The organism is Natrinema sp. 1APR25-10V2 (genome assembly GCF_031626495.1).
Lineage (GTDB): Archaea > Halobacteriota > Halobacteria > Halobacteriales > Natrialbaceae > Natrinema.
In genome coordinates, this window is record NZ_JAMQOJ010000005.1 from 293,756 (window position 1) to 319,726 (window position 25,971).

A 25,971-nucleotide genomic window follows, 5' to 3' on the forward strand; every position below is an offset into this window, starting at 1 on the left:
CGAGTACGCGTTCGACGTCGGCCTCGAGGAGGCCGGGCACAGCGGAACGCGGCCGGAGCCGTGACCGTGTCGGAACGTCAGAACACCTGTCTGTCACTGTACCGAGAACTGACCTATAACGGGCTCGGCGACCAACTTCGAGCGGGCCGATGAGCACCGAAACGTCCACACGGGGGGAGCGAACGACGTGCGACGACTGTGGCCTGCCGTACTACGCCGACGAGAACGACGCCTGTCCGTACTGTCAGCGCACAACCCGGGCGGAGCCGGGCTCCGCGGCAACGGCACCGAGCACTTCGAACGCGAGCGCGAGCGAGCGCGAACCGTCGCTTCTGCGACGACTCTCGAAGAGAGTCCGCGATATGCTGAGAAGCGTGTGACGACGGCCGGGACCGACCGGCCCCGCGCTATCGAGACGGAGCGACTGCCGCAGGCCGCCTCGAGCGGCCGGTCAGTCGGCGCCGTCGCCGTGAACGATCGGGACCCGCATCACTGCGTTCCGTGCCGGAACCACCGGTTCGGCCGTCGAACGGGCTCCGGCTACCGGTACGCGGCCAGCGGCGACTCGAGTCCTGCCCCTGCTTCGGCCCGGCGCTTGATCTCGCGGAGCAGCCCGCGCTCGACGACGAAATGGACCGGCTCCCACCAGAGGTAGTTCAGCGCCTCGTGGCGCGTTGGAAGCGAGAATCGCGACTCGCTCGAGGCGCGCCCGAGGTCCGACCGCGTTCGGGCGAGCAGCCGCGTCGTCTCCCGGTCGACCGGCTCCAGAACGAACGCCCACGTCCACGGCGGCGACTCGCCCTGGGGCTCGAGGACGAGCGCGTATCCGGGCTCGAGCAGGGCGATCTCCGGCGACTCGGCCGGCGAGAGCGGCGAGTCGTCGGCGACGTCGACGGTGTCGCCCGCCTCGAGGCCCGAGGCCGTCGGCGCGACCTGATACGCGTCGCGGCTGTCGGCAGCGACCGCGGCCTCGAGGGGATCGTCGCCATCGACTGCGTCCCGACCGCCGGCGAGTCGGACGAGCCACGGCCAGACCGCCTCGGCGGGCGCGTCGATCTCGAGCCCGTGCGTGACCTGGTCCGTCGCGTCCGGCAGCAGGTCGTCGCCCGGAAGCGGAGCCTGGGTTTCCCCGTCGGTCGCCCCCCAGCGGCGGTGCCAGGGTCGGATCAGGGTGTGATACGCGCCGGCCACGGCGAGCACGACGGCCGCGAGAAGCCGTCGGGCGGTCACGATCGACCCGTCTCCATCGTCGCGATCGGGCTCTGGTCGCGATTTCCGGCGTGCGAGCGCCGCCGCGTCGGTCCCGATGCGCTCGAGCGCTTTCGACATGAGATAGCCCGCGAACGGACCGATGAGTCGCCAGTACCGGCGGAAGTTCCGACGGGCACGGTCGTCGGTCGTGGCCGTGCGCGCCTCGTAGGTCAGCAGCGTCCGACCGTCACCGTACGGCCGAACGGACAGGCCGACCGCGAGTTTCGCGTAGCCCGGTTCGTCGAACGCCGCGAACGCCTCGGCGTCGACCCGCCGCCACTCGATGGTCGGTCGCCAGAATTTGCCGACCGCGCCGAAAACGAACTCCTCGCCGGGCTCGTCGGCGAGTTCGGTCCACTCGTCGGTGTCCGGGATATCCGCGAATCGTATTTCCGTGGGCGGCCGCTCCCGCGACGCGCCGCTGATCCAGTGGGAAACCGCCGCCGGGGCGTCCCGCAGCCGTCCCAGCGCGCGGACGGCCGGCCCGGTGTCGGTCAGATCGGCCGCGAGCATCGCCTCGTAGGTCGTCTCGGGATCGGCGTCGACGACCGCGTGCCGGACGGTCGTCACGTCGTACTCGGGGAGGTATCGGTCGATGTGCATCTGCGTGTCGGCGCCGTCCGCCCCCGCGGCTGTGAACGGGATTTGCATGAGATGCCCTATCACGACCACCGTGATAAGCGACCGGTCGCGGTTCGTCCCGGATCGAGACTCACTCGCTCGAGTCGTACTCCTGGTAGATGACGTGACCGCAGGCCTTGCAGTGGGAGGCGTCCCGGTCGTGGGACGAGAGTCCGCAGTTGGGACAGGTGACGTCGACCTTCCCCTTCCGGGTCCACTCGCGGACGATCTTGCTGGCCTGCCACGGGATGACGATAATGCCGGTGAGGATCGCAGACACCGTGATCCACCGGCCCGCTGTCGTCACCGGGACGATGTCGCCGAAGCCGACGGTCGACAGCGCCACCACGACGTAGTAGAAGGCGTCGCCGAAGGTGTCGACGGTCGGATTGGCGGCGTGTTCCGCGCTGTAAAACAGGCCGGCCGAGACGAACAGGAGGACGAGGACCGTCAACAGTAGCTTCAGCGCGCGCAGGGCGTTGTCCGAGATCGTCCCGAAGAAGAACTCCGCGTCCTGCGTGAACCGATAGAATCGAAGCACACGGACGACTCGAACCACGCGGAGGAAACCGACGCTGGCGACCGTCGCCGCACTCGGCCAGACGAGGACGGAAAGCGTCGGCAGGATCGCGATCAGATCGACCATCGTGTAGACGTTGCGGAACTCCTGCAGTCGATCCGGCGCACCGTAGAGCCGCAAGAAATACTCGAGCAGGAAGACGCCGGCGATGGCGACCTCGGCTTTCCAGAGCGCGGCACTAACGGGCGGCGAGAGCGGATACGTCTCCGCGACGAAGACCGCGACGAACGCGAGGTTCAGCGCCAGCAGGGCGACGTCGATGGCCTTCCCCAGCCACGTTCGGTGGTCGAGCAAGTAGAACCGCACGACGTCCCGAAGATCACGGCGCTGTGTTCTCGCTTCGGTCGTCATTCGACGGGAATTCCGGGTTGGAGCTACGTAGACCCTCGGATCCGCCGGCACGCGGTCACGCGTAGGAGAAGCGACGATCACCGAAACGCGGGCAGGGCGATCGGCGACGAGAGAAGGCCGGGGAGCGGCGCTGTCGCCTCGAGCGGGCAGTGACGACGCGGTCGATCGCCGTGTGTCAACGATACCACTGTCGATCCGAGCTGGGCCGGCGATTCACCAGGGGGCGGCAGCCTCGGCGGCGTCTAACAGTCGAGCGATCGTCGGATCGTCCTCGAGCAGGACGACGGCTCCCTCGCTGTACTCGACGAGCCCGTGTGCGCGCAACGATGGAAGTGCGAGATGATACAGATCGATTTCCGCCCGCTCGAGTGCATCGGCCGGGACCTCGACGAGGTCGCACTCGAGTTCGCGGGCGGCGACGTAGCGCGCGAGTTCCGTCCTGTCTACTGCCGACCCCTCGCGACGGAGGTAGGTCAGCGCGTGGCGTCGCGCCGGGTTCGCGAGGACCGCGAACGCGTCGTCGACCGAGAGCGACGAACCGCCGTCAGTACAGACCCGACTGGGAACCTCGTGGGTTCGAGGTGGTGGCGAATTATGCACACGGTATCGCGTCGTCATACACCTCCCACAACGGTACAGCCACTAAGATGCGTGGCTTGCGCCCGCTACCATTACGAGCCTGCTCGACGGTCGAAGTCTGCCGGCGGCTCGATGACGATCCGACCGCCGCCGATAGTGACGTCGTGTTCGTGAATAGAGACCGTAACAGCGACGGCGGCATCGCCGTACGTCGTGGCCGCTTCGACCGCACTGACGAGAGCATCGGGGTCGACGCCCTCGCCGACAGGCTCTATTTCGACCGGTGAAACGTCGGCGATATGCGCCACGGATCTGATGGCGCAGATGAGTACGTCCGACCCATCGGTGGTATCGTAGGACTGTTCGTACGTCCCTGTTCGTGCATCGAAGCTCGGACCGTCCGCTGGTGGGTGGCGTTTCTCTGACATAGTTGGAAACCATTCAGTGCGGGAAGTCCGCTACCCGTGCTACAATCCACAGACTGTTAAATTTGCCCCTCTAAGGCGCCTGTACCCTGCGATTTTCCCAAAGGTGAAATCGTTCCCAGAGATGAAAACGAACCTGCTGCTACAGAACTCTCAGAACAGTGTTGCATACTCGGACCGGTCCCGATATCGTTCGTACAGCGATTCAGCCCAGTGGAGAACGTCCGGGTCGTCGGATTCGACGAAGAGCCGAAGGAAGCCGTTGTCGTCGTGCGCGGCGATCCCGACCGTCGCGTCACAGAGAAAGAGTTCGAACGGACACTGATCGTAGACTAACACCTCGAAGCAGCCGGTTCGAGCCGCCTCGCGGGCGTGGCGGCCGTACTCGGAAAAGAGGATCTCGACGACTTGTCGATCGAAGATCGCGACGACCTCCGACCCGTTCTGGACTTGCTCGTACGCCATCTCGAGGTAGATCGGGGAGATCACCCCCGAAAAGAGACGGATCCGGTCGGCGTCCGACAGCAGATCGGTGATTCGCTTGGTCGTGACGTGGGCGTGTGCCGATTGCGGCTGCGTGACCTCGCGTCCGCAAGGTCCTCGAGCGGGAACGTTACCTCGGTCGTGTCGACCTCCTCGAGCAGCGGGCGGAGCCGGTCGGCGGTCGCGATCGTCGTCCGACACCGGGTGAGCTCGGTCGCGACGACGCGACCGAATCCGGTGAGTTCGAACCCGCGGTCGGTGTCGACGAGAACGCACTGGTCGGCGAGCGACTCGAGCGCTCGGTGGATCGTCGACCGGGAGAGCGACGTTGCGTCGTCGAGTTCGTTCGGCGTCTTCGGCCCGTCCAACAGTGCGGCGAGGAGTTCGCTCCGGCGCATCAACTCCACCGGATCGGGCGCTCCCTCGTCCTCGGGCATCGCGACCACTGGTTACACGCGTTCTATTTCCGGTTCGATGGCGTCGCGTTCGATCTCGAGGTCGTGTGCGTACGCGGCGTGGTTCTCGACGAGATTGACGATCTCGTCGGTGCTGTCGGCGCGAACGAGAAACGGACAGCCGTCCTGAAAGCACTCGAATTTGAATGCCATGATAAGTCAGTGAAAGAAACGGCAGTCGCACGGGTAAAGCCGCCCCCGGCGACTGCAGCCCTGAACCGACGAGTTCGAACGCAGCCCCGCGATCGGACCGGCGACGGTCGATACGGGGAATCGTGGCGGCGAGTCTACGACGAACCGCTTCGTCGTCGGAGTTCATCACGGAGGCGGGTGACGGCGTGTCGCATCGTCCGGGTGACGACCGACTCGCGGGTGTAGTCGACGCCCCACGACTCGAGCACTCGCCGCATCGTCTCGACGCCGTCCGTTCGCCGGATCCCTTCCTGTTCGGCGTGTTTGAGCGGATGGCTGAGCCAACTGTACTCGGTGTGTGCGTAGATGTCGGTTCGGTCGCGGCTCCGCTCGAAGAGGACGACGTGGAGCTGGCGGTCGGCGAGCCGCGACGGCCGATAGGCCCAGCTGCCGTCCGACCCGTTGCCGACCAGCGTGTAGTGGTACAGGCTCAGCGGATCCCAGGAGAAGCCTTCCTCGTGCAGTTTCTCCTCTACGTCGCCGATCGAGACCGGAACCGTCGCGACGTACCCTTTCGGCCAGACGCGGTACTCCGGTTGGCCGACTCGCTGTGCCACTCGATCGATCACCGGTCCCATCTGTCGGCGGAATCGACGGGGAATCGTCGGTCGAACGTCGCTACCGAACATCGGAGTGAGATACGGGACCGAGGACGAAAGTAACCACGTCGGCATCTGCTGCCTCTCGGGCGAGAATCGTTCCGAACTCTCGATCGATCGGCGGCAGCGCTCGAGGGCCGCCGAGACCGCGGCGGGTCCGAGAGCGATCGCTCTCAGATGGGAAGCGCCACCAGCGCGAGCGGAACGGCAACGAGCGACGCGAGGAACGCGGCGAACGCTCGCGGGTTCTCGAGCAGTCGATCCTGGACCGCGTCGACGGCCGCGTAATACGCGTCGTAGAACGGGAGCGCCACGATCGTGCTGAGGGCCGCGGCGGCGAAGAGAAGCAGCACGATCGCGATTCCAGCATCGGAATCGAGGACGACGGCGACGAGCAGCGTGTCCGAGAGCGTGCCGAGGCTAGCACCCATGACGTACGGGACGATCTCGTTTCGTTCGATGTAGCCCCGGTTGTAGATCGGAACGACGACGCCCATCGAGAACGCGACGCTCGTCGTCACCGCCGTGACGACCAATCCGAGGGCGAGCGACAGCCACCGCCGGCGGAGCAACACGGACGCTCGGTCCCGAAGTCGATCGGTCTCGACGACGTTCAACAGGCGATCCAGCAGTTGCAGACAGCCGAGAAAAAGGATCGGCGCGAGCAGAACGCTGGGGACTGCGCCGACCGAGCGGACGGTCGCGGTCGTGAGCGGTTCGAAGAACGCGGCCCCGCGGAGGTCGAGCGCCACGTCGACGCCGTCCCGCCAGACGCCTCGCTCGGCCCACCATATCGCGAGCGCGCCGATCGTCGTCGCCGGGACGTAGATCGAGTGACTGACGACGAACGTCAGCAGGCCGAGTCGTAGCGCCTCCGGGAGCGAGTGCTCCGACGCGCGGACGAAGTCCAGAACGCCGAGCAACACGATGATACCTGCAGCGCCGAGGCGAGAGCCCGCAACGAGCAGGAATAGATCCAGAACGTCGATCAGATCGGCCGAGAACGGCGACAGCGCGATCGCCGCGACGACCGAGCCGTTCAACAGCACGTACGCCAGCAACCAGCTGACCCCGACCAGCGAGAGCGCGCTCGTTCGCCGATGGAGGAGCGGTCGAACGGCCGGTGAGAGTGCCCTCATCGCCTCGCTCAGCAGCTGTACGGCGAAGAGGAACGCCAGGGCGATGAGGAGGAACAGGCCCGCGCGAAGGAGCGATCGAACTGGAACCGGCCCCCGATTCTGGTTGGACATTCGACTATTCACCGGTGAAGGCGCACGCCCCGTGACGATAAATCAGTGGTCAGTAATGTGTGGTAACGTTTGGCGGACTTGAACACCGTTCGGATATCACGGGAGAACGGACCGCCGGGTCGTGACGGGACCCGAACCCCCGATTATTCCCCCGTCCGCGTCGAGTAGTCGTCCGATGAGCGCGGCCTTCGAGCTACTGCATCGAGTTCTCTCGCTGCTCGTCCTCGCGTTGGCGGTCAGGATCGTCGTCGACGCGTGGCTCGAGGTCCCGTACTCCGTTCTCCTCATTCTGATCGGGGTGATGATTTCGGTACTGCGGGTCGACGTCGGGCTCCGACTGTCCAACGAGATTATCATGACGCTCGTTCTGCCGATCGTGCTGTTCAACGGCGTGCTCGAACTGGATCGCGCCGCGCTGCGCGAAAACGTGGCCGTGCCGATCGTCCTCGTCGTCGTCGGCGTCCCCCTGTCGGTCGCGCTGCTCGGGTCGGTCGGCACCGTCGCGTTCGGACTTCCGATCCTGGTTTCGCTGCTGTTCGCCGCGATCGTGGTTCCGACCGATCCGGTGGCCGTGCTCTCGCTGTTCGAAGAGCTCGACGCGCCGGAGCGGTTGTCGGTCGTCATCGACGGCGAGAGCCTGTTTAACGACGGAGTCGCGATCGTTATCGTGAACGTGCTGCTGGCGCTCGCGGCCGAACGGACGACCCCGACGGACGGCCTCGAGATTGCCGGGGAGTTCGTCGCCGACGTCCTCGTCGTCGGCGTCGGCGGATTCCTCCTCGGTTGTTGCCTCGGCTACGGGGCAACTCGGATCATCCGCCGGATTCCCGAGCGGATGGCGATCCTGCTCGTCACCGTCCTGACGGCGTACGGGAGTTTCGTTCTCGCGGAGCACGTCGTCGGCGCGAGCGGCATCCTCGCGACGGTCGGTGCGGGGCTGTTCGTGGAGCCGACGGTTGACGGAGATGCCGTCGACGGCGACACGTTCGCGTTCGTCCGCGACACCTGGGAGGGCGGAGCGTTCCTGCTGTCGACGCTCGTCTACGTACTCATCGGCGCGCAGGTCCCAATCGCGAGCCTGATCGACCATCTGCGAGCCATACTCGTCGCCGCCGGGCTCGTCCTGCTCGTCCGGGCAGTGATCGTCTACGGACTGGTCGGCGCGGTGAACGCGACCGCCACGCGGCCGTTCCCCTACAGCTACCAGCACGTCCTCGTCTGGGGCGGCCTCCACACCGTGGTCCCCATCGCGCTGGCGCTCGGTCTCCCCGCGTGGGTGGCCCACCGCGAGTTCGTCCGGGCGATGGTCTTCGGCGTGGCTATCGTCGGCGCGCTCGTGCAGGGATTCCTGATGCCGTCCGTCCTCCGCGCCGCGGGGATACCGACGCGCGTGTCGCGGGCCGGGTCGACGGAGGGCGCGTCGTGACGGCCGCCATCGCTCGAGTGCTGACGAACGGCGATCGCGGCCTCCCGAGCGGTTCGTCTACGGCGTCGGATCGGCCCCGCTCGGCGTTGGGGACGGCCTCGAGGTCGCGCTCGAATCGGCGACGGCGAGCGTCCGCCAGTCGGGCCTGCGCTTGCGGGTGCTACTGACAAACGACCGCTCGGTGGAGGTCGCGACGGAGGCATGAGAATGCGATATATCCATAGACGGGGCGATCTCCCGCGTTCTGGCCGCTCGCCGAACCGACAGTCGACGTTGCGCCGACGGCTCCGGCGCCGACGAACCGATCAGCCGCTCGTCCCGGAGGTGAACATCCGATGTCGTCCGAACAGGAGAACGTGATGGTCACGGAGTCGGCGCACACACCGGAGTCGGCGCCGAACGACCGGTCTCGCGGACGGGGCAGCCGGCTCGCCGTCGCGGCCGTCGGCGGAACGCTGGTGGCGCTCGGACTCAGACGGCGATCGATCGGGGGTGCTGCGGCGGCGCTCGCGGGCGGCTGGCTGGTCTATCGGGGGTTCGCCGGCGACCGGTCGCGCCCGGAGCTCATCGAAGAGGGCGCTTCGAACGAGGCGGATCGATCGGTCGGCGCGGTAGAGACGACTCGTTCGGTCACGATCGGAAGACCGGCGGACGAGGTCTACGAGCGCTGGCGCGATCCGGACGCGATGACGCACATCTACCGCGGACTCGTCGATGTGACGGCCGAGAGCGAGGATCGCTGGAACTGGACGGCGAACGGCCCGCTCGGGGCGAGCGCGTCGTGGACCACCCAGGTCGTCGAGGACCGACCCGGCGAGTTCCTGCGCTGGGAATCGGTCGAGGACGCGCCCGTCGCGAGCGAGGGATCGGTCCGCTTCCGGGAAGCACCGGCTGGCCGGGGAACGGAGGTGACGTTCCGGTTCCGCTTCGAGCCGCCGGGTGGTCCCGTCGGTACCGCGGTGACCAAACGCCTCGAGATCGTTCCCGACTCGCTCGTCGCCGTCGCGCTCGATCGATTCAAGAGCCTCGTCGAGACGGGCGAGATACCGACGCTCGAGGGGAATCCCTCCGCGCGCGGCGCGGGTGATGCGCTATGAAAGCGCTCACCTGGCACGGCGAGGAGGACGTCCGGGTCGACGACGTTCCCGATCCCGAGCTCGTCAACCCCCACGACGCGATCGTCGAGATCACCGCTACGGCCATCTGCGGCTCCGATCTGCACCTGTACGACGGCTACGTCCCGACGATGCGGGAGGGCGACGTGCTCGGCCACGAGCCGATGGGCGAGGTCGTCGCGGTCGGTGACGCCGTCGAGACGCTCGAGTCGGGCGACCGCGTGGTCGTCCCGTTCACGATCAGCTGTGGCTCCTGCTGGTTCTGCGAGCAGGGGATGTACTCGCTGTGTGATAACTCGAACCCCAACGCGGAGATGGCCCGGAAGGTGATGGGCCAGTCGCCGGCCGGGCTGTTCGGCTACTCGCACATGCTGGGCGGCTACGCCGGCGGGCAAGCGGAGTACCTGCGGGTTCCCTACGCCGACGTCGGTCCGATCGCGGTCGACTCGGACCTGCCCGACGAGCAGGTGCTGCTCCTCTCGGACGTGTTCCCGACGGGGTACATGGCCGCCGAGAACGCGGAGATCGAGGAAGACGACACGGTCGCGGTCTGGGGCTGTGGCCCGGTCGGACAGTTCGCCATCCAGAGCGCGTGGATGTTCGACGCCGGCCGCGTCATCGCGATCGATCGCGTCCCCGAGCGCCTCGCGATGGCCCGCGAGCACGGCGACGCGGAGACCATTCATTTCGAGGACGAGGACGTCTACGACCGCCTCATGGCCATGACCGGCGGTCGCGGCCCCGACCGATGTATCGACGCGGTCGGCACCGAGGCCCACGGCACGGGCCTGATGGGCCTCTCGGACAAGGCGAAACAGCAAGTGAACCTGGAGGCCGATCGGCCTCACGTCCTCCGGCAGGCGATTCGATGCTGCCGGAAGGGCGGAACGCTCTCCGTCCCCGGCGTCTACGTCGGCCACGCGGACAACGTCCCGGTCGGCCCGCTGATGAACAAGGCGCTGACGGTCAACACCGGCCAGACCCACGTCCAGCGGTACCTCGACCCCCTGCTCGAGAAGATCGAAGACGGCGAGATCGACCCGTCGTTCGTCGTCACGCACGAGGAGCCGCTGGATCGGGGTCCCGAGATGTACGAGACGTTCCGCGACAAGGAAGACGGCTGCGTCAAGGTGGTGCTGACCCCCTGAGCGGGGGCAGTACCCGAACGGGAACGACACGGATCGACGGATCTTCGCCGGCTCCGAACGGGACGTCCCGGTTCGAGATCGGCGATCCGGAGCGAAGCCGTTCCCGGTACGGGACGCCTCGAGGACGACGTCGATCGCCCGCCTGCGCGGGTTTTAGGCTTGCCTAAGATCCGAAACCGTTTTGTATTATTAGGTGAGCCTAAAACCTATGTTCGAAGACGATTCGGCAGACGGGACAGCAACGCGACGCGAGTACGTGAAGTACGGCAGCGCAGTTCTCGCGGGCGGAGTGCTCGCTGGCTGCGCTGGCGACCGAGGATCGGATGGCTCCGAATCGACGGACAGCGAGTCCTACTCGGTCTCGATGGAACCGATGGGAACGGTCAGTTTCGATTCGGTGCCCGAGACGTGGATGGCGTATTTCAGCAACTACGGCGATATGGGGATCGCACTTGGCCAACTCGATGGGCTGCAGGGATTGATCTTCACGGAGAACTGGCCGCTCACGTTCTTCGACCACCTCCCCGGCGTGGACGTTTCCTTCGACGACGTCCCGCAGCTCATGGGCGAGGGTTCGATCCCCAAGGAGTCGTTCTACGAACTCAACTGCGACGTCCACCTGATGGACCCGAACTTCATCAGCCTCCTCGACGACAACTGGGACGAGGGGGACTACGACGAGATCAGAAACAGTCTCGGTCCCATCGTCGGTAACACCATCCGTCGGCGTGGCGAGGACTGGCACGACTACCCCTACTACTCGCTGTACGAGGCCTTCGGGAAGATCGCTGAGGTGTTCCAGCAACAGGAGCGGTACGAGGCGATCACGCAGATCCATGACGGTCTGCTCGACGACGTGCAGTCGCAGCTCCCCGACGAAGAGGAGCGGCCGACCGTCGGCCTCCTGTCGGTGAACTCGGACTTCGAGGAGGGATCGTTCTACGCCTACCCGGTCAACGACGGGAACGGCCACAAGCAGTATCGGGACCTCGGGATGCGCGGCGCCTTCGACGACGTCATCGAGGGCGGGTACGCCGAGTGGGATTACGAACAGCTCCTCGAGGTCGACCCCGATGCGCTCGTCTTCCAGTACGGCTTCTCGCACGTCTCGACCGAGGAGTTCGAGCGGCGGATGGACGCGATGCGTGACGATTCGGTCGGCAAGCAACTGACCGCAGTGCAGAACGACCGTCTCTACCGGGGCGGCACGTCGTATCAGGGCCCCCTGATCAACCTCTTCCAGACGGAGGCGGCGGCCAAGCAGTTCTATCCCGACACGTTCGGCGAGTGGGAGGGGATCGACACGCTGGCGAAACCGGACGCGCGGCTGTTCGACTATCAGGCCGTGGCGGACATCATCAACGGGGACTTCTGAGCGTACGAATCGGCGGTCCGGCCTTCGCGATGTCGTATCGGAACGGATACCGAGACAGCCGGTGACGATGGGTAGGAACGACTGCTAACCCCGAATCGTTTTCCAGTACTCCTTTACACCGGAACTGGAGTGCGTGGACTCGACCGACGTGTCAGGCAGTTCGAAATCGGTCTCCTCCGTGCCCCGTCACGATCCGATTCGCAAGAACCAACTACGATTCCGCAGCGAACTCGTCGAGGACGGTATCGTCGCCGGGTTTCGATTTCGATCTGTCGAGTGGAGTCGGCCGCGGCCAGAGGTACCGCCACATGAGCCCGGCGGCGATTCCGCCGAGCGTCGAGGCGATCATGAACATGACGGCATCGAACGGCTGGATTCCCGCGATCCCCGACGTGAAGATGCGGGCGAGGGCCACCTGCGGGTTGAAAAACGCCGTCGAGGACGTTCCGATGATCCCCATACCGACGGTAAAGCCCACGGCGAGACCGATCCATTCGCTCTCCTGCCGGATCAACGAGACGACGGCCGATACGAGCAACATGGTGCCGAAGAACTCGGCCAGCCAGGTCGACGCGGGTCGTTCGACGGCAGAGATGGCAAACACCTCCCACCCGATCGTGCTCACGAAGGTGAGTCCCGCCAAGCCGACGCCGACGAGACCACCGAGGAACTGCACGGGAATGTACTGCCGCGCGGTCTTCATATCTGTGTCGCCGGTCACCAGCAGCGCGACGGTGACCGCTGGGTTCACGTGAGCGCCACTGATCGGCCCGAGCATCTGCACGATGACGAACAGCCAGCCGGCCGTCGCCAGTCCGATGAACAACACGCCGATACTCGGACTCGCCTCGAGTACGCCGTCGGCGAGCAGTCCCGACGACACGAGGACGAAGACGAGCGTCGCGGACCCGAAAAACTCCGCGACGAGTTTCTGTCTCGTAGTGAAATTATTGGTAGTCATTATCTATCACATAATATACGGTCTCGACCGAATATATACTCGTCTCCGAACCGCTCGGCGACCGCACTGTCCGCCTTTTCGGACACTCCACGGCCAACTGTGTCGGATCGCCCGCATGATACGCCCTCGTGAGCGGATACACGGCGGATGCTCCGGTAACAGATCGCTGCCGTGGTGGAAGACGGCATTCGGTACGATCCGGTTTTCGTCCGGCCGCCGCCGACGAGGACGGCGAGTCTGGCGTATTTCAGCGAAGACTCGCGGAATTCTATGCCGAATCGTCGAGACGGTGTAATTGGGAGGAGAGAGGACGGGGCGCGGAAGTCGAAGGCCTCGGCACTCATAGGGCTCGTCACGACCGGGTGCCGAGTCCGGCTCGGAGCGGGTGCGTCGTCATCGGCCACGCGACCCTACACGCGTCGCTCCAAAGACGGTTTGGATTCCGCAAACTCGAGATAGCTTACGCCGCTTCGTCGCCGGTCGCGTTCGCGAAGGCGGTGTTCCACTCGTCGACCAGATTCTCGAGACGCGCCGTGTTCCGGTGGGAGAACGTCCGGGGGGCGCGGTCGGTGGCCGTTCGCGGATCCGCGACGGCGCGCTGGGGGGCGGTCTGCGTTCGCGTTCGATCGGTCGTCGGTTCGGCGTCGGGTCGGGTCAGGTGTTGGGTGCTCATGTCGGTCGGGGTTGGAATGTCGTCGAAAATCGGTACTCGTCGTGGGCAACGAACTCAGGCTGCTACGTGTACGACCGACATCTTACTCCCTCGTACTGACCCCATGCTTATAAAAGTTCATGATAGATCTGCTCTCTGGGAACAGCTGTCTGGAAGCAAACACCACGCGAGGTGTTGGCACGATCCGGCGAGGCGGCGTACTCCGGCCAATACCACTCCGATACCTTGAGAAACCGGGCCCGCGACCGGTCGAGTGAAAGATGGGGAGCGACGATCCGGACGGCGACGACGATGCCGATGTCAGCTTCGTCATTCCAGCGAAAAACGAGGGGGACTATCTCCGGGGGACGCTGGCGAGTCTCACCGGGCTCGATACCGACTACGTCTACGAGGTGATCGTCGTCGACGGTAACTCGGGAGACGAGATGCGCGAAATCGCTCGCGAGTACGACGCGACGGTCGTCCACGAGGACGGCTCGAGCGTCGCCACCGCGCGAAATTTCGGCGCCGAGCGCGCAAGCGGCGAGTGGCTGGCCTTTCTCGACGCCGACACCCGGGTGCGAGCGAACTACCTGACCGAACTGCTCGGATTCGTCGAGACGGAAGGGGTCGCGGCGGCGAGTTCGTACTGTCGGATCACCGGCCCCCGACGCGCGAAACTGATGGAGGTCACGATCAACCACCTCTTTTCACGGTTCGCACACCCGATTCTGCCGGGCTTCAGCTGCGTCGTCCACCGGCGAGCCTTCGAGGAGATCGGTGGCTTTCCGGACGTCCCGAACGAGGGCACGGCCTTCAGCCGGCGACTCTCGAGGCGTTTTCCGACGGCCTACTGTCCGACCGTCCTGGCCGAGAGTTCGGGTCGCCGGATCGCCGACCTCGGACTGACGGGGACGCTGTGGCACTACGCGCGACTGGACATAGCGCGGCTTCGTGCGGACTACTGATCGCTCCGCGCCTCACTCGTGCGGCCGGGCGACGCCGGTCACTTCGAAGCGAGCACCGCCGGACTCGCTCGCCGTCGCTTCGAGGTTCCAGTCGTGAGCGTCGGCGACCCGTTCGACGATTCCGAGACCGAAGCCGGTGCCGTCTTCGGCCGTGGTAAAGCCGATATCGAAGACCTCGTCGCGCTCGTCGGCCGGAATCCCCTGGCCGGTGTCCGCGACGTAGAACCCGTCGGCGTCCGTCCGGGCGACGGCCGGCCTGGTCATGAAAGAACCACTGAATACGTGGCGAAGACGAACGTCGAGGTAATAAGCGATATGGCAGACGAGTAAGGCGGCAGCCGTGCCAGCCGTGACAGAGGCGGCTTCACCGGCACCGCCAAGGCGGCCGCTTTTGTCGCTTCTCGCCGGCGTTACGAGCGTGTCGACAGTTCCCCCGGAGGCGGAGCGACTGCTCGAGAGCGAGCCGCTGATGGCCCACCTCGCGACCTGCGTCGAGGGGCGACCCCACGTCGCGCCGGTCTGGTACCGGTACGCGGAGGGGGTCGTCGAAGTCGTCACGACCGGCCGGAAGCTAGCGAATATCGAGCGGAATCCGCGCGTCGCCCTCTCGATTCAGAAAGACGATGACGGACGGACCCGCTGGATGGTGTCGCTGCTCGGGACGGCGACGGTGATCGAAGACGAGGCCGAAACCGATGCGGCTCGCCGTCGGATCAACGAGAAGTACGACGCGGAGCCGAACGCCTACGACGAGAACACGCTGGTCCGGATCGACGTCGGCTCGGCGACGTACCGGACGTACTGAGGGGGCCGCGAGAAGCCGTCGGGTGTGCTCCGCGGTTCACTCGCGGCCCGGTGACGGCCCGCGAAGCCCCGGATGCGTCTCCGCGTCCCGCACGCGTCGCATCCGGGCGCGGAGATCGGACGGGGCAGCCGGCACCGAGCGCTCGAGGCTCGAGTCCGATTCGCCGTCGCCGTTCGCCTCGATTTCGGCGACCGATTTCGGGAACGTCCGGAGGTCCTTGTGGATCGCCAGCCCGGCGTAGGCCCCGTCTCCGACGGCGATGGTGGTCTGGTTCTGGCCGTGGGTCACGTCGCCGACGGCGTAGGTTCCGTCGACGCTGGTCTCGCGGCGCTCGTCGACGTCGATCGCGCCGTCGTCGTCCAGTTCGCAGCCGAGGTCGTCCGCGAGGCCGGCGTTGTACGCGGAGCCGTACATCGCGAAGCCGCCCAGATACTCGCGTTCGGTCCCGTCGGCGAACGAGAGCCCGCCGAGCCACGGCGGTTCGTCGTCGGGGATACTCTCGTCGTCGTACGCCGAGACGACGGCCGTGTCGACACGGTCGACGGGATGGGCCTCGAGTTGCGCAGCGGTCTCGTCGCTCCACTCCGGCTCGCGGTCGTCCAGCAGCAGGTCGACCTCGGGAGTGAAGTTGAGCATCGTCATCGCGACGTGGGCCGCGCTCTCGCCGTGACCCAGTACGAAGACGGGTCCGTCGCCCAGTGTGTACGCGTCGCAGTGCAGACAGTAGTGGAGCCCACGGCCGGTGAAGCGCTCGAGTTCCGGCACGTCCGGACCCCGGTCACGGAAGCCAGTGGCGAAGACGACCCTATCCGCGTCGACGGTCGCGCGGGCCGCCTCGAGTCGAAACCGCGGTCCATCGCTGGAGCTCAGCCGGGTGACTGACTCGACGGCGTCCGGATAGAAGTCGCCGCCGTAGTGGTCGAGCTGGTCGACGGCGTGGGTAGCCAGTTCCTCGCCGGAGACGTTCTCGGAGACGCCGAGCATGTTGTGGACGTGGGTGACCGCCGCGTGGCGGCCGCCCTCCTTCTCGAAGACGGCCGTCCGGTGGCCGAGTCTGGTCGTGTACAGCGCCGTCGTCAGTCCCGCGGGCCCGCCGCCCACGACGGCGACCTCGTACTCGAGGGGATCGTTCATCGTGCCCACTCGCGGCCCCAGCGGGTTGAGGCTGGGCCGTGAATATGCGGCCGTCGAGCGGGCAGGGCTCGAGGACCGCGTCGCGCACCTCGAACGCCGTGAAATCAGCCTTCGAGCCGTTCCCGCGCGGCGGCGATCACCAGCGGGAGCGTGATCGTCGCGTCGGCGTAGACGGAGACGTTCTCGGCGTCTTTCTCGAGTTTGCCCCACGAACGGGCCTCGTCCAGCGTCGCGCCGGAGAGGCCGCCGGTCTGTTTGGGGTCCATCGTCAGTTGGACGGCGTAGTCGTACGCGCCGGGGGTGACGAGCATCGTCTGGAGGGTGAAGTTCTTCGGGACGCCGCCGCCGACGACGAACGCGCCGGCCTCGTCGGCGTCGAAGGCGATGTCGGTCAGCGGCGTCATGTCCGCCAGCGCGTCCAGCGAGAACGCGGAGGTCTGGGAGTACATCCACGCCTGAAGTCCGAGGACCGAATCCTGGACGGCGGGGCAGTAGATCGGTACGTCGTTCTCGTAAGCCGCGGCAGCGATGCCGGGGTCCTCGTCGACGTCGTCGCGCTCGTTGACGTCGGCGTTGGCCCGGCCGAGTTCCTCGGTGAGCCGCTGGATCGAGACGAGTCCGTCTTCCTCGCATTCCGCCTCGAGCACTGGAAAGACCTCGTCGCGCAGGTGGGACTCGAACGTCGCGAAGAACTCCTGTGGGAGGTAGACGTTGTAGATGCGGTCGACGCCCTCGTCGCGGAGGGTCTCGTCGTGTTCGCGCTCGGTCTTGCCCTCGGCGTGGACCGAACCGTGGTGGTGTTTGCCGCCGATGGCCTCGATGGCGTCGTGGGTGAGGTTCGCCCCCGTCGTGACCAGCACGTCGATATAGCCCTCGCGGATCAGGTCGGCGACGATCGCTCGCATCCCCGTCGGTACCATCGCGCCCGCGAGGCTGAAGAAGACGGTCACGTCGTCGTCGAACATCGCTTCGGTCACGTCGACGGCCTCGTGGAGGTCCGCCGCGCCGACGCCGGCGTTGCCGTACTCGTCGGCCAGTTCGCCCACCGTCATGCCCGCGCGGACCTCCGCGTGCCCGATCGGGTCGTGCGAGAAGGTGTGGCGCTCGGGTTCGTGGTGACCGTCCGCTTCGTCGCCGCCCTCGCTCTCGTGGTCGTGCTCGTCGCTCATGTCCTCGGCTCCGCGAGCCATCCGTTTGAACGTCGCGGTCTCGCACGGGCGAGGTGGCCGGCAGCGTCGACTCGCTGCCGATCGGCTCCCACCGCGGCCGTCGATCATTGCCGCTGCCAGCGCCACCACCAGAGCGGTATCGAACAATCGTCGGCGGCCCCACTCGAGGCGGTCGCAATCTCCTCGCCGCCAGCGAACAGAGCGACGCGCACGAGTCCGTCGTCGCCGGATGCGACGAAACAGCGCGTCGCGTTCGGCGGGACGACCAGTCGGGAACGGGTACCGGACTCATAGTCGGCGCTCGAGGGGGCACCAGCCGCGGATCGAGCGCGCTCGCTCGCAGCCGAGGGCGCACCGTCGACCACCTCGCCGAATATCTCCTCCTGACAGGCCTCGTACTCCGGGTTTCCGACCGAGAGATCGCCGCCACCGGGAACGACCGGCGTTCCCTCGCGGAACGCGTCGACGCCGGCGACGATCGAATCCTCGGGGATGTCGTCCACGGTCGCAATATCGAAGACGGCGCTGCCGTCGACGGGACCGAATTCCCAGAAGATATTCCCGATCCCGGCGTCGGTGAGGAAGGTCGCGTCGACCATCACCTCGGCGAAGTCGCCCACGACGCGGATCGTCTGGCAGTCGATGAAGAAGATGCCCTCCTCGATAGGCGACGCGACCCACTCGAGTTTCGCAGGCGATCGGCGTCGTTTTCGACGCAGAACAGCGCGGCGTCGTGGTCGGCGTCGACACAGACCGTCTCGAGAGCGATGTCCGTGGGGTCGACCGGCGTCGGGGTACGATCGTCGGGCCGACCGCCGGCGCTAGCGCTCGAGACGCCGAGTGTGCCCCCGCCGATAACTGCGCCGGCGGCGGAGATGGATCGCAGACAGTCCCGTCGGGTGTGTGAATCGTCGGTTGTCATAGGTCAGCCCCCGGAGCCGAGTCCGAGAGTGACGGAACCGTCGTTACTACTGACTATTGTTACCGACAGACTGTCTCAGTTTCGTACGCTCGAGCAGCGTCCGCAGCGATCGAAACCGATGATAGGGGGCACCTGCCCGCACTGACCCGTCCAGCCAAACTCGGTCTCGGCTGCCGAAACTGTTTCAGCGGCCGGAACCGGCCGGCAGTCTCGAGTTACAGCCCCGTCGGCACGTCGAGGAAGGTCGTCTCGAGTCCCCACTCCTCGAGCAGGTCCCCCAGCGACCGGACGCCGAAGGTCTCGGTCGCGTAGTGACCGCCGAGGACGACGGTGATGCCCGCCTCCTGTGCCTCGTGGTAGACCTGCTGTTTTCCCTCGCCGGTCACCAGCGCGTCCGCGCCGGCCTCGACGGCCTCGTCGAGCCAGTCGGCCCCGCTGCCGGTGACGATCGCGACGTCCTCGATCTCGTCGGGGCCGAAGTCGAGCAACTGGACCGGCCGGCCGCCGGTGTCGAGCCGTGCCTCGAAGCGGTCGCGCAGTTCGTCGGGCGTATAGGGGTCGGCCGCGGCCCCGCGCTGGCCGATGTATTCGGGGCCGAGTTCGCCGAAGGGAGCACGGTCCTCGAGTTCGAGCAGGTCAGCGACGCCGGCGGCGTTGCCCAGTTCCTGATGGCCGTCCAGCGGGAGGTGTGAGACGTACAACGCGAGGTCGTTCTCGATCAACGGCGCGATCCGCTCGTAGGTGCGGCCCGTCAGGCGATCGAACCCGCCCCAGGACATGCCGTGGTGGACGACGAGCAGGTCCGCGTCTGCCTCGACCGCGCGGTCGACCGTCTCGCGGACGCCGTCGACTGCCACGGCGACGCGGTCGATTTCGGCCTCGTCAGGACCGATCTGGAGGCCGTTCGCACTGGCGTCGAGGTCGGCGTAGTCTGCGGTCCGCAACTCCTCGTCGAGTCGGTCGACGACGCTCGAGAGCTTCATACCCGCTCGTTCAGGAGCGATCGTCTTGTATCCGGCTGCTTTCGGGCCCGCGACGCCGACGGAACCCACCGCCTCGTTCTCGGTCGAGAAAATCGAACCGCGACCGACCGCGCTACATCAGGTAGAACAGCGGGAAGAGGAACACCCAGACGATGTCGACGAAGTGCCAGTAGAGGCCGAAGTACTCCACCGGCCGATCGTCCTCGAGGTAGGCGTCGACGCTCGCGATCCGGTAGATCATGAACCCGGCAATGAGCAGCCCGAGGATGACGTGGAGCGCGTGCAGCCCGGTCGTCACGAAGTACATCGAGTACTCGAGGTCGGTGAACCAGTAGATGTCGTGGGCGAACTCCTGACTCCACTCGTAGCCCTTGATCGCGAGGAACGTCAGACCGAGCAGCAGGGTGACGCCCATCGACCCGAGCAGCCCCCGTTTGTTCCCGCGCTCGGCCATCACCAGCGCGATGACGACGGTGAAACTCGAGGTGAGCAGGACGTAGGTGTTGACGAGGCCGATGATCTCCGAGGGCGGTACGGTCCCGATCTCCTGCCAGCCCGTGTGGAGCCGCATGAAGATGTACGCGCCGATGATGGCACCGAAGACGACGACGTCCGACGCCAGGAAGAACCAGACGCCAGTCTTGGTCGTGCCGACGCCCTCGAACGGCCAGCGCTCGGCGATGGCCATCTCGGGCGCGTTGAACTCCTCGCGGCCGTACTGGAAGAGCGCGCCCAGGAGGATGGCGGCACCGACCACCGCGAGTGCGGGATAGAGGACGTTGGCGGATCCGCCCGTCTGCCCGGCGAGTTCCGCCCCGTGGTTGGTGGCGAACGTCGCGACGTACGGCGTCAGTCCCGAGAGCCCGAGGAACGTGACGAACATGCCGACGCCGATCCCGAACGGCCAGATGCTCGCGTGGTCCTCGTGGTCGGCCTCGAGCGGCTCGGTCTGCGTTCGCTCGTGGGCGACCGCGCCGCCGTCGGTCGCGGTCGACGATCGATCGTCGACGAACTCGAGTTTCCCGCTGGCGTAGCTTGGCCGGTCGGGCCAGTTCTCGAGGGGCGGCGGCGACGTCGTCGCCCACTCGGCGGTCCGCGAATAAGCCCACGGATTGTCGGGCGCGTCGGGGCCCGAAACGAAGCTCTTCGCGAGCGTGACGAGCACGAGCAGGACCGACAGGCCGAGCACGAACGCTCCGACGGTCGCGAGCTGCTGGAAGAACTCCGTTCCCGGCGGGTAGTCGAAGACCCGTCGGGGCGTCTCCCAGGCGAGGAACATCGGGAAGTACAGCAGGTTGAATCCGAAGAAGTAAACGGCGAAGCTGAGCTTCCCGAGCCGTTCGGAGTACATCTTCCCGGTGATCTTCGGCCACCAGTAGTAGAGGCCGCCGATCAGCGCGGTGACTCCCGAGACCATCACGTAGTGGAAGTGCGCGACGACCCAGTAGGTCCCGCGGAACTCGTAGTCCAGCACGACCGCACCGAGGAACACCCCCGTGATGCCGCCGATGATGAACAACACGAGCGCACCGAGCGCGAACAGGAACGGCGTCGTGAACCGGACCCGCCCCTTGACCATCGTGTAGATCAGCGAGAAGACCATCAGGTCGAACGGCAGCGAGATTCCGATCGTCGTCGCCATAAAGAGCGTCTTGATCTCGAGATTGATCGTCGTCAGGAACATGTGGTGCATCCAGACGAGGAACGACTGGACCGCCACGAGGACCATCGCGATGATGACCCACTTCCGGCCGACCAGCCGCCGTCCGGTAAAGGTCTGGAACGTTTCGAACATGATCCCCAGCGAGGGGAAGAAGACGATGTACACCTCCGGATGGCCGAAGAACCAGAAGATGTGTCCCCACAACAGGCTCGAGCCCTGTTGGGTCGAGGAGTAGTACTGGGTCAGCAGGATGCGGTCGGTCAGCATCAGAATCACCGCGGCCAGCAGCGCCGCGAACGCGAACAGCATCATCCAGACCGTCAGCAGCCACGACCAGGTGAACAGGGGCATATTCCAGGTCCCCATCCCTTCGGCGCGACAGCGGTGGATCGTCGTCAGGAAGTTCACCGACCCGAGGGTGATCGACATGGTGAACAGGGCCAACGCGAGGATCGTCGTGTTCCCGCCCATCGTCAGCGTGTAGCCGGGGTTGTAGATCGGCACGTTCAGCGGCGCGTACATGTACCAGCCGTTTGCCCACGTCACCCCCTGGAAGAACGAGAGCAGGACGAGCAGCCCCGAGAACAGATAGAACCAGTAGCTCATCGCGTTCAATCGCGGGAACGCCAGATCCTTCGCCCCGATCTGTAGCGGCACGACGTAGTTGGCGAAGCCGGTTCCGAACGGAGAGATAAACCAGAACACCATTATCAGCCCGTGGATCGACACCGCTTGGTTGTACTCGGTGTTCGTGAGGAAGCCGGTCCCGCCGGCCTCCCACAACTGGACGCGGAACAACAGGGCGAGGAGACCGCCGGCCAGCAGGAAGAACATCCCCGTCCCCAGATAGAGGATGCCGACGTCCTTGTGGTTGGTCGTCACCAGCCACCGCTTGATCGTCGTCCGCGGCGGAAAGTCACTCATCGAGCCACACCTCCCGACCGGGCCGAACCCTACGATCGGCGTCCTCGCCGGCTGAGACTCGACCAGAGAAAGCCGTGAAACGCCGGCCGAAGCGACGACGCTGACGAGCGACGGAATCCATAATCAACACATCCTCACACGATTTGCCGTATCAAGGTGTCCGGTGCGTTTGCAGGCGGTATTTATACGATCGCGTCGGCAGGGCGGGAAAATCCGGAGACGGAGCTGTTGTGTCGCTCGAGGAGTGAATCCGCGGATCGTCGGCAGACGAGCGTTCGGCCGAAGTGGTGGTCGAGAGCGCCTACTGCGACCGTAAGTCACCGCCCAGCCACGGATAGTCGGCGACGATCCCGTCGACGCCGGCGGCCGCGAGCGCGTCGAACTGAAGCCAGTTCGTCGCCGTCCAGACGTTGACCGCTCGGCCCTCTGCGTGAGCGGCCTCGAGCACGTCGATCGACGGTTCGCCCGAACGCCCTGCGTACGCTGTTCCGGTCAGTTCAGTCCCGACGATCGCGTTCCGTGGCGGGTGGATCGCCTCGCAGTCGTAGCGACGCGCGATCTCGAGGCCGGCCTCGAGGTCGTCCCAGAGCAGCGGCGCGGCGGCGTAGTCGGCGACCTCGCGTAGGGCCGCGATCGCCCCTTCACAGAACGACGAGAAGAGCAACTCGCCGCCGAAGGCCTCGCAGTCGGCGACGACGCGATCGACGAAGGGCCGCCACGCCTCGCGTCGCCGGTCGCGGTCGGCCGGCGGGAGCGGCTCGCCGACCCGCAGGTCCGATCGGCCGGGACTCTTCAGTTCGACGTTGACGCCGACGGTCTCGGGGACGGCCGCCAGCAGTTCGGCCAGCGTCGGAACCGTCGCCTCGGTGCCGAGTACGCGGGTCTCGCGGAGGTCCTCGAGCGGCGTCTCCCGGACGAGCCCCGTCGCGTCGGTCAGCGGCCGTCCCTCGCGGGTTCCGTCGAGGCGCTCGTCGTGGACGACCACCGGCGTCCCGTCGGCCGCCGGCCGCAGGTCGATCTCGAGCATCGACGTCTCGTCGTGTGCGACCGCGCGCTCGACGGCAGCGATCGTGTTCTCGGGGGCGACGCCGGCGTAGCCGCGGTGCGCGATGACGGCGGGACGGGCCATACCGGGAGCGACGAACGGCGGGATATTGAAACTCCGGTCGCCGCCGACACGCAGTCAGCGGCGGGACGTGGCGATTCCCGGCCGGCCTTTGATGCGTGTTCCCCGCGACGAGTCTGCTATGACCGAGACCACGCTCACGGACGTCGAACGCGCGCTCGACCGCGCCGCCGACCTCGAGACCGAGGAGGCCGTCTCCGTCTTGCGGACGGCCCGGCAGGACCTGCAGGATCTGGGGAACGACGCGGACGTAGACGAGGAGCGGCGACGGGAACTCGAGACCGACCTCGAGCAGCGGATCCGTGCAGTCGAGGAGCGAGACGCCTACGACGGCGGGCTGGGGTCATCGATGAACCCAACTGAGGACGACGCGCCGTAGCGGCGTTACGAGCGGCTGCAGGCAACTGCGGTAGGTCCCTGATCGACGTGCGGTGGCGCGCGCTGTTCAGCGATGAACGACGAGTGAATCGCTGGACGGTATCGTGCGAGGTCTTCGCGAGCCTGCGAGCGAAGTCGTTCGAGATGGCAAAGCCGTCTCGTGATGCCGAAAACGCGTCGCGTTTGCGAGCAGCTCGGAAGACGCGACGCGTCTTCCGGTGGATGAGCGAACGCAGTGAGCGGTAGCGCGGGACCGACGGTCCCGCGAACCATGCAAACGGGCAGTGCGCGGCGCAACGCGCCGCGACTGTCGGGACGGTGGAACCGTCCCGCAGCGCCCGTGAGCAGAAATCGGCTGGGGAGGAGTGGTAGTCCCTCGTTGCCACGCTAGCAGAGAACCTACCGACCGTCCGGCTCTATGCGTATTTGAGGTATCAGATTCCGCTGGCAGGGTATTTCGTCAGAGAACCCGGCGAGATCGGCCGATCTCCGGCCCTTTTATTCGGATGCCCTCCCGAGAAGTGGGTATGCGAATCGCACTACTCGGCGGCACCGGCGACATCGGCGAAGGACTCGCGCTACGCTTCGCTCGCGACACGAGCCACGAGATCCTCATCGGCTCGAGAGACCCCGAGAAGGCCCGCGACCGCGTCGCGGACTACGAGGAGGTCCTCGAGGGGCGCACCGACGAGGTCGACATCAAGGGCTTCGGCAACGAGATGGCGGCCGACCGCGCGGGCGTTGTCGTCCTCAGCGTCCCGCCGTACTACGTCGGCGACACCGTCGAAGCGGTCGCCGACAGCCTCGATTCGGACACCGTCCTCGTGACGCCCGCGGTCGGCATGCAGGGTGACGAGGACGGCCTCCACTACCACTCGCCGAGCGCGGGCAGCGTCACCGAACTCGTCGCAGGGCGAGCCCCCGACGAGGTCCCCGTCGTCGGCGCGTTCCACAACCTCGCGGCCGACGCGCTGTCGAACCTCGAGAACGAACTCGACCTCGACACGCTCGTCGTTGCCGACGACGACGCGGCCGGCGACACCGTCGTCGATCTCGCGAACGAGATCGAGGGCCTGCGCGCGCTCGAGGCCGGCCCGCTGGCCAACGCGGCGGAAGTCGAGAGCGTCACTCCGCTGGTCATCAACATCGCGAAGTACAACGAGGGCATGCACGACGTCGGCGTGAAGTGGATCTAGACGGCGACCCGTTGTCGCGTTTTCGAACGGATTCTCGCAGTGAGTGAGGCGAGCGAGCGCGTCGCTCACGGGTCGCGAAAACCGGAAAACGGCTGCGGTTCGTCTACGCGCCGGCGGACTCGAGGGCGTCTTCGATGTCGTCGCGCTGGGTGACGCCGACGAAGCGCTCGACGATGCCGTCGTCGTTCTCGATGATGAGCGTCGGCAGCGAGCGTACCTGATACTCGTTGGCGATGTCCTGCTGTTCGTCGACGTTGACTTTCTCGACTTCGAATCGCCCCTCCCAGTCGTCCTCGAGCTCCTCGAGGATCGGATCCTGAGTCTTGCAGGGGCCACACCAGTCCGCGTAGAAGTCCTTGAGTGTGACAGTCATGCGGTCAACGCTACTTGCTCCGCGGCGCGCATAAGGGTTTCCCACTCCCTCCACATTGCCGTGATCGCCGACGCGGCGGGTCGAAAGGTTTAGTTCGAGGGAGCCGAAGGGACGAGTATGGATAAAGGACAGAACACCGGGGGGCTGATGTCTAGTGCCGGCCTCGTCCGGTACTTCGACTCCGAAGACTCGAACGCCATTCACATCGACCCGAAGACGGTCATCGCGTTCGGCGTCATGCTCGGCGTGCTGATACAGCTCCTGACCTTCGTCTCGTAACGATCGACTCCCGTTCTTCGCGTCACCGCTCGAGACGACGACGCTGCCCGATAGTGGCGTCTCCGCTCCCCTGGAGCTCGACTCGAGAGTGAGAGGCCGGCGATCCTCGAGCGAACGCCGCGTCGGCCGCGACGAACAACGTTTTCGTAGCGGGGGTTCGTACGTGGTCAGCTAACGAATGGTCACCGGAACTGACAACGGTCGCTCGACGCCGGACGTGTTCGACTGGGCGTTCTTCTCGTTAGCGCTCGTCCTCGCGGCAATTCACCTGTACCTCGGACTGTTCGCGACGTTCGTTCCCGACGAGCGCGTGTCCACGTTCCTCGTTATCGGGGTGGTGTTGCTCGTCGGCCCCCTCGTCTACGTGACGCCCTACTGGCACTCGCTGCTCTATCTCCTCGGCGCGGGACTGGCCATCTATCTGGGCGTGATCTGGCTGCTCGGTGGCATGGAGTTCGTCCTCGTCGGCGCACTCACGGGGGCCGTGGCGACGGCCTTCGCACTCCTCGCGCTCTATCTGTTCGTCCGCGAAACGGCGCAGTCGAAACGGGCGTAAAGAGGAGAGCGCCGTGGCGCGACCTTTTTGAG

The 25,971-nt window shown here is 66.1% G+C and carries 29 protein-coding genes and 1 pseudogene; 10 read left to right on the forward strand and 20 right to left on the reverse strand.

The window, feature by feature from the left end; translation table 11 throughout:
* Positions 1-540: 540 nt before the first annotated feature.
* The 9 genes from NDO75_RS17320 to NDO75_RS17360 form a co-directional block, all read right to left on the reverse strand.
* Positions 541-1,902 (reverse strand): hypothetical protein, encoded by a 1,362-nt coding sequence (locus NDO75_RS17320; protein WP_310907865.1) that lies wholly within the window; start codon positions 1,900-1,902, stop codon positions 541-543.
* A gap of 61 nt (positions 1,903-1,963) precedes the next feature.
* Positions 1,964-2,803 (reverse strand): ion transporter, encoded by an 840-nt coding sequence (locus NDO75_RS17325; RefSeq protein WP_310907866.1) that lies wholly within the window; start codon positions 2,801-2,803, stop codon positions 1,964-1,966.
* Positions 2,804-3,016: 213 nt separating this feature from the next.
* Positions 3,017-3,421: an ArsR family transcriptional regulator gene (locus tag NDO75_RS17330; RefSeq protein ID WP_310907867.1), complete on the reverse strand. Its 405-nt coding sequence runs from the start codon at positions 3,419-3,421 to the stop codon at positions 3,017-3,019.
* Between the two features lie 53 nt (positions 3,422-3,474).
* Positions 3,475-3,810 carry a HalOD1 output domain-containing protein gene (locus NDO75_RS17335; protein WP_310907868.1) on the reverse strand — a complete coding sequence of 112 codons (336 nt, stop codon included), beginning with the start codon at positions 3,808-3,810 and terminating at the stop codon, positions 3,475-3,477.
* Positions 3,811-3,960: 150 nt separating this feature from the next.
* Positions 3,961-4,272 carry a transcriptional regulator FilR1 domain-containing protein gene (locus tag NDO75_RS17340; RefSeq protein ID WP_310907869.1) on the reverse strand — a complete coding sequence of 104 codons (312 nt, stop codon included), beginning with the start codon at positions 4,270-4,272 and terminating at the stop codon, positions 3,961-3,963.
* A 20-nt stretch (positions 4,273-4,292) separates the two neighbouring features.
* Positions 4,293-4,727: a hypothetical protein gene (locus NDO75_RS17345; protein ID WP_310907870.1), complete on the reverse strand. Its 435-nt coding sequence runs from the start codon at positions 4,725-4,727 to the stop codon at positions 4,293-4,295.
* A gap of 12 nt (positions 4,728-4,739) precedes the next feature.
* Positions 4,740-4,898 (reverse strand): DUF1059 domain-containing protein, encoded by a 159-nt coding sequence (locus NDO75_RS17350; protein WP_310907871.1) that lies wholly within the window; start codon positions 4,896-4,898, stop codon positions 4,740-4,742.
* 134 nt (positions 4,899-5,032) lie between these two features.
* On the reverse strand, positions 5,033-5,494 hold the full coding sequence (locus NDO75_RS17355) for a hypothetical protein (RefSeq protein ID WP_310907872.1): 462 nt from the start codon (positions 5,492-5,494) through the stop codon (positions 5,033-5,035).
* 215 nt (positions 5,495-5,709) lie between these two features.
* On the reverse strand, positions 5,710-6,786 hold the full coding sequence (locus tag NDO75_RS17360; RefSeq protein ID WP_310907873.1) for a hypothetical protein: 1,077 nt from the start codon (positions 6,784-6,786) through the stop codon (positions 5,710-5,712).
* 175 nt (positions 6,787-6,961) lie between these two features.
* Here NDO75_RS17360 and NDO75_RS17365 point away from each other — a divergent pair, with 175 nt between their 5' ends.
* The 4 genes from NDO75_RS17365 (at position 6,962) to NDO75_RS17380 (ending at position 11,850) form a co-directional block, all read left to right on the forward strand.
* Positions 6,962-8,212, forward strand: a complete 1,251-nt coding sequence (locus NDO75_RS17365; protein WP_310907874.1) for a sodium:proton antiporter — start codon at positions 6,962-6,964, stop codon at positions 8,210-8,212.
* A 335-nt stretch (positions 8,213-8,547) separates the two neighbouring features.
* The gene (locus tag NDO75_RS17370; RefSeq protein WP_310907875.1) at positions 8,548-9,309 is read left to right on the forward strand and encodes an SRPBCC family protein; all 762 of its coding nucleotides are present in this window, start codon (positions 8,548-8,550) and stop codon (positions 9,307-9,309) included.
* Complete coding sequence (locus tag NDO75_RS17375) at positions 9,306-10,475, forward strand: zinc-dependent alcohol dehydrogenase (protein WP_310907876.1); 1,170 nt, start codon at positions 9,306-9,308, stop codon at positions 10,473-10,475. Before NDO75_RS17370 ends, NDO75_RS17375 begins: the two co-directional genes overlap by 4 nt.
* 208 nt (positions 10,476-10,683) lie before the next feature.
* On the forward strand, positions 10,684-11,850 hold the full coding sequence (locus tag NDO75_RS17380; RefSeq protein ID WP_310907877.1) for an ABC transporter substrate-binding protein: 1,167 nt from the start codon (positions 10,684-10,686) through the stop codon (positions 11,848-11,850).
* Positions 11,851-12,061: 211 nt separating this feature from the next.
* Here the strand turns inward: NDO75_RS17380 and NDO75_RS17385 are convergent, their stop codons facing one another.
* Entirely contained in the window at positions 12,062-12,811 is a 750-nt protein-coding gene (locus NDO75_RS17385; RefSeq protein ID WP_310907878.1) for an aquaporin, read from the reverse strand.
* Between the two features lie 460 nt (positions 12,812-13,271).
* Positions 13,272-13,484 carry a hypothetical protein gene (locus tag NDO75_RS17390; protein WP_310907879.1) on the reverse strand — a complete coding sequence of 71 codons (213 nt, stop codon included), beginning with the start codon at positions 13,482-13,484 and terminating at the stop codon, positions 13,272-13,274.
* 260 nt (positions 13,485-13,744) lie between these two features.
* On the opposite strand from NDO75_RS17390, the gene NDO75_RS17395 reads away from it, so the two are divergent.
* Positions 13,745-14,431 carry a glycosyltransferase gene (locus NDO75_RS17395; protein ID WP_310907880.1) on the forward strand — a complete coding sequence of 229 codons (687 nt, stop codon included), beginning with the start codon at positions 13,745-13,747 and terminating at the stop codon, positions 14,429-14,431.
* 12 nt (positions 14,432-14,443) lie between these two features.
* On the opposite strand, the pseudogene NDO75_RS17400 reads toward NDO75_RS17395, so the two are convergent.
* Positions 14,444-14,665 (reverse strand): annotated as a pseudogene (locus tag NDO75_RS17400) (HAMP domain-containing sensor histidine kinase); the annotation flags it as partial.
* Between the two features lie 184 nt (positions 14,666-14,849).
* Here NDO75_RS17400 and NDO75_RS17405 point away from each other — a divergent pair.
* Positions 14,850-15,236 (forward strand): pyridoxamine 5'-phosphate oxidase family protein, encoded by a 387-nt coding sequence (locus NDO75_RS17405; protein ID WP_310907881.1) that lies wholly within the window; start codon positions 14,850-14,852, stop codon positions 15,234-15,236.
* Between the two features lie 36 nt (positions 15,237-15,272).
* On the opposite strand, the gene NDO75_RS17410 is transcribed toward NDO75_RS17405, so the two are convergent.
* The 7 genes from NDO75_RS17410 to NDO75_RS17440 all read right to left on the reverse strand — a co-directional run bounded on the left by NDO75_RS17410 (position 15,273) and on the right by NDO75_RS17440 (position 23,160).
* On the reverse strand, positions 15,273-16,370 hold the full coding sequence (locus NDO75_RS17410) for an NAD(P)/FAD-dependent oxidoreductase (RefSeq protein WP_310907882.1): 1,098 nt from the start codon (positions 16,368-16,370) through the stop codon (positions 15,273-15,275).
* A 104-nt stretch (positions 16,371-16,474) separates the two neighbouring features.
* A complete protein-coding gene (locus tag NDO75_RS17415; protein WP_310907883.1) occupies positions 16,475-17,539 on the reverse strand; it encodes a deoxyhypusine synthase in 1,065 nt (354 codons plus the stop codon).
* 104 nt (positions 17,540-17,643) lie between these two features.
* A complete protein-coding gene (locus tag NDO75_RS17420) occupies positions 17,644-18,159 on the reverse strand; it encodes a hypothetical protein (protein WP_310907884.1) in 516 nt (171 codons plus the stop codon).
* The gene (locus NDO75_RS17425; protein ID WP_310907885.1) at positions 18,138-18,461 is read right to left on the reverse strand and encodes a hypothetical protein; all 324 of its coding nucleotides are present in this window, start codon (positions 18,459-18,461) and stop codon (positions 18,138-18,140) included. Before NDO75_RS17425 ends, NDO75_RS17420 begins: the two co-directional genes overlap by 22 nt.
* A gap of 215 nt (positions 18,462-18,676) precedes the next feature.
* Complete coding sequence (locus NDO75_RS17430) at positions 18,677-19,444, reverse strand: Nif3-like dinuclear metal center hexameric protein (protein WP_310907886.1); 768 nt, start codon at positions 19,442-19,444, stop codon at positions 18,677-18,679.
* A 112-nt stretch (positions 19,445-19,556) separates the two neighbouring features.
* Complete coding sequence (locus tag NDO75_RS17435) at positions 19,557-22,031, reverse strand: cbb3-type cytochrome c oxidase subunit I (RefSeq protein WP_310907887.1); 2,475 nt, start codon at positions 22,029-22,031, stop codon at positions 19,557-19,559.
* A 301-nt stretch (positions 22,032-22,332) separates the two neighbouring features.
* Positions 22,333-23,160, reverse strand: a complete 828-nt coding sequence (locus tag NDO75_RS17440; protein WP_310907888.1) for a glycerophosphodiester phosphodiesterase — start codon at positions 23,158-23,160, stop codon at positions 22,333-22,335.
* A 118-nt stretch (positions 23,161-23,278) separates the two neighbouring features.
* Here NDO75_RS17440 and NDO75_RS17445 point away from each other — a divergent pair, with 118 nt between their 5' ends.
* Positions 23,279-23,536 carry a hypothetical protein gene (locus NDO75_RS17445; protein ID WP_310907889.1) on the forward strand — a complete coding sequence of 86 codons (258 nt, stop codon included), beginning with the start codon at positions 23,279-23,281 and terminating at the stop codon, positions 23,534-23,536.
* 526 nt (positions 23,537-24,062) lie between these two features.
* The gene (gene npdG, locus NDO75_RS17450; protein WP_310907890.1) at positions 24,063-24,731 is read left to right on the forward strand and encodes an NADPH-dependent F420 reductase; all 669 of its coding nucleotides are present in this window, start codon (positions 24,063-24,065) and stop codon (positions 24,729-24,731) included.
* A 103-nt stretch (positions 24,732-24,834) separates the two neighbouring features.
* Here npdG and NDO75_RS17455 read toward each other — a convergent pair whose 3' ends face one another.
* Entirely contained in the window at positions 24,835-25,104 is a 270-nt protein-coding gene (locus NDO75_RS17455) for a thioredoxin domain-containing protein (RefSeq protein ID WP_007110841.1), read from the reverse strand.
* A gap of 117 nt (positions 25,105-25,221) precedes the next feature.
* Between NDO75_RS17455 and NDO75_RS17460 the strand changes: the two genes are divergently transcribed.
* A complete protein-coding gene (locus NDO75_RS17460) occupies positions 25,222-25,383 on the forward strand; it encodes a preprotein translocase subunit Sec61beta (protein ID WP_310907891.1) in 162 nt (53 codons plus the stop codon).
* Positions 25,384-25,561: 178 nt separating this feature from the next.
* On the forward strand, positions 25,562-25,939 hold the full coding sequence (locus NDO75_RS17465; protein WP_310907892.1) for a hypothetical protein: 378 nt from the start codon (positions 25,562-25,564) through the stop codon (positions 25,937-25,939).
* The last annotated feature ends 32 nt before the right edge of the window (positions 25,940-25,971 follow it).

Bases quoted from the DNA above. Each gene is read 5' to 3' on its own strand.
- NDO75_RS17320 (WP_310907865.1), bottom strand. From the start codon at position 1,902: ATGCAAATCCCGTTCACAGCCGCGGGGGCGGACGGCGCCGACACGCAG.
- NDO75_RS17325 (WP_310907866.1), bottom strand. From the start codon at position 2,803: ATGACGACCGAAGCGAGAACACAGCGCCGTGATCTTCGGGACGTCGTG.
- NDO75_RS17330 (WP_310907867.1), bottom strand. From the start codon at position 3,421: ATGACGACGCGATACCGTGTGCATAATTCGCCACCACCTCGAACCCAC.
- NDO75_RS17335 (WP_310907868.1), bottom strand. From the start codon at position 3,810: ATGTCAGAGAAACGCCACCCACCAGCGGACGGTCCGAGCTTCGATGCA.
- NDO75_RS17340 (WP_310907869.1), bottom strand. From the start codon at position 4,272: ATGGCGTACGAGCAAGTCCAGAACGGGTCGGAGGTCGTCGCGATCTTC.
- NDO75_RS17345 (WP_310907870.1), bottom strand. From the start codon at position 4,727: ATGCCCGAGGACGAGGGAGCGCCCGATCCGGTGGAGTTGATGCGCCGG.
- NDO75_RS17350 (WP_310907871.1), bottom strand. From the start codon at position 4,898: ATGGCATTCAAATTCGAGTGCTTTCAGGACGGCTGTCCGTTTCTCGTT.
- NDO75_RS17360 (WP_310907873.1), bottom strand. From the start codon at position 6,786: ATGTCCAACCAGAATCGGGGGCCGGTTCCAGTTCGATCGCTCCTTCGC.
- NDO75_RS17365 (WP_310907874.1), top strand. From the start codon at position 6,962: ATGAGCGCGGCCTTCGAGCTACTGCATCGAGTTCTCTCGCTGCTCGTC.
- NDO75_RS17370 (WP_310907875.1), top strand. From the start codon at position 8,548: ATGTCGTCCGAACAGGAGAACGTGATGGTCACGGAGTCGGCGCACACA.
- NDO75_RS17375 (WP_310907876.1), top strand. From the start codon at position 9,306: ATGAAAGCGCTCACCTGGCACGGCGAGGAGGACGTCCGGGTCGACGAC.
- NDO75_RS17380 (WP_310907877.1), top strand. From the start codon at position 10,684: ATGTTCGAAGACGATTCGGCAGACGGGACAGCAACGCGACGCGAGTAC.
- NDO75_RS17385 (WP_310907878.1), bottom strand. From the start codon at position 12,811: ATGACTACCAATAATTTCACTACGAGACAGAAACTCGTCGCGGAGTTT.
- NDO75_RS17390 (WP_310907879.1), bottom strand. From the start codon at position 13,484: ATGAGCACCCAACACCTGACCCGACCCGACGCCGAACCGACGACCGAT.
- NDO75_RS17395 (WP_310907880.1), top strand. From the start codon at position 13,745: ATGGGGAGCGACGATCCGGACGGCGACGACGATGCCGATGTCAGCTTC.
- NDO75_RS17410 (WP_310907882.1), bottom strand. From the start codon at position 16,370: ATGAACGATCCCCTCGAGTACGAGGTCGCCGTCGTGGGCGGCGGGCCC.
- NDO75_RS17415 (WP_310907883.1), bottom strand. From the start codon at position 17,539: ATGAGCGACGAGCACGACCACGAGAGCGAGGGCGGCGACGAAGCGGAC.
- NDO75_RS17425 (WP_310907885.1), bottom strand. From the start codon at position 18,461: ATGACAACCGACGATTCACACACCCGACGGGACTGTCTGCGATCCATC.
- NDO75_RS17430 (WP_310907886.1), bottom strand. From the start codon at position 19,444: ATGAAGCTCTCGAGCGTCGTCGACCGACTCGACGAGGAGTTGCGGACC.
- NDO75_RS17435 (WP_310907887.1), bottom strand. From the start codon at position 22,031: ATGAGTGACTTTCCGCCGCGGACGACGATCAAGCGGTGGCTGGTGACG.
- NDO75_RS17440 (WP_310907888.1), bottom strand. From the start codon at position 23,160: ATGGCCCGTCCCGCCGTCATCGCGCACCGCGGCTACGCCGGCGTCGCC.
- NDO75_RS17445 (WP_310907889.1), top strand. From the start codon at position 23,279: ATGACCGAGACCACGCTCACGGACGTCGAACGCGCGCTCGACCGCGCC.
- npdG (WP_310907890.1), top strand. From the start codon at position 24,063: ATGCGAATCGCACTACTCGGCGGCACCGGCGACATCGGCGAAGGACTC.
- NDO75_RS17455 (WP_007110841.1), bottom strand. From the start codon at position 25,104: ATGACTGTCACACTCAAGGACTTCTACGCGGACTGGTGTGGCCCCTGC.
- NDO75_RS17460 (WP_310907891.1), top strand. From the start codon at position 25,222: ATGGATAAAGGACAGAACACCGGGGGGCTGATGTCTAGTGCCGGCCTC.
- NDO75_RS17465 (WP_310907892.1), top strand. From the start codon at position 25,562: ATGGTCACCGGAACTGACAACGGTCGCTCGACGCCGGACGTGTTCGAC.